Raw genomic sequence first — 1,038 nt, 5'->3', positions numbered from 1 at the left:
CCGGAGGGTCAGGGTGTCGGCGGTGGCGTGACCTGGCAGACGACGAGCTCCAGGCGCGGGACGACGTAGTAGGCGAGCAGACCGCCGGCGACGTCGAGGTAGCGCAGGCTCGCCGCTGCCCTGGTAGGAGGTGCCGTCCAGGTAGAGCGCTTCGGCGGCGCGGACGAGTTCGGCGGCCCGCTGCTCGACGGCGGCGAGGAAGTTGGCCGGGGCTCCGGCGGTGACGTGCTGCTCGCTGGGGAGGTACTCCCAGCTCCAGGTCACGCGTTCACCGCCGCGTAGGCGGCGCGGTAGAGCTCGGCGACGGTGGTGGCGTGCTCCCGGCACTCCTGGACGGTGCCGGCGTGGTTCGCGAGGTAGTTCGCCCGGTGGTAGGCCTGGGCGGTGGCCGGGTGCCGCTCGATCTCCACCACAGCGGCCCAGTGCGCGACGAAGGCCCGGATCGGCTGGACGCTGCCGGTCGTGATGGCCTCGGCCATGGCCCTCGTCTGCCCGTCGATCATCTCGGGAAGGCGGTCCGCGGCGACGACGGCCAGGGCGGCCTTGAGCGCGGCCGGGCTCTGCTCGGGCCGGGGGATCAGCTCGACTCCGTCGTGCACGGGTTGACTCATGACGGCACTCCTCTCCTACGCGGCCGAGACTACTCGCCCCCGGCAGGCCGGACAGCCCTCACGGGCCAGAGAGGGCCCGACGGCGCCGGTTACTCGGGTTGGTTGGTCACCGGTCGCCGCCGACGGCGCGCACCCGGACGAAGGCCTCGGCAGCCGGGGGCCACTGCTGCCCGCCGATCGGCGCGGCCAGGCGGTTGAGAGCGCTACGGCAGCCGGTCGCGCAGCTCGCCAATGCCACCAGCGTGCTGGCGCTGCTGGTCCACCTGCGCCGCACCGCGCCACGGATGGTGGTCGGGGTGGCCCCGCCTCCGCCATGGGCGCCGGTCGGCTTCCAGGTACCGGCGCACGCGGCCCCGCTGCTGCGCCGCAAAGGCGGCCGCGCGAGCCCTTTCCAGCTCGGTATTGGCCTTTCCCGTGGCCGCGCCGC

At 74.2% G+C, this 1,038-nt stretch carries 3 protein-coding genes and 1 pseudogene; 1 reads left to right on the top strand and 3 read right to left on the bottom strand.

Annotated features, from left to right (window positions below; all coding sequences use genetic code 11):
* The 3 genes and pseudogenes from ACWC9T_RS42070 to ACWC9T_RS42060 all read right to left on the bottom strand — a co-directional run.
* Positions 1-264: pseudogene (locus ACWC9T_RS42070) on the bottom strand (hypothetical protein); the annotation flags it as partial.
* Positions 261-611 carry a hypothetical protein gene (locus tag ACWC9T_RS42065; RefSeq protein WP_449826283.1) on the bottom strand — a complete coding sequence of 117 codons (351 nt, stop codon included), beginning with the start codon at positions 609-611 and terminating at the stop codon, positions 261-263. The gene ACWC9T_RS42065 and the pseudogene ACWC9T_RS42070, both read right to left, overlap by 4 nt.
* A 106-nt stretch (positions 612-717) precedes the next feature.
* On the bottom strand, positions 718-843 hold the full coding sequence (locus ACWC9T_RS42060; RefSeq protein WP_449826282.1) for a hypothetical protein: 126 nt from the start codon (positions 841-843) through the stop codon (positions 718-720).
* Positions 844-853: 10 nt separating this feature from the next.
* On the opposite strand from ACWC9T_RS42060, the gene ACWC9T_RS42055 reads away from it, so the two are divergent.
* Positions 854-1,038 (top strand): hypothetical protein (locus ACWC9T_RS42055; protein WP_449826281.1); only part of this gene is annotated, 185 nt, incomplete at its 3' end.

Source organism: Kitasatospora sp. NPDC001159 (genome assembly GCF_053598235.1).
This window is presented reverse-complemented; position numbering and strand designations above follow the sequence as displayed.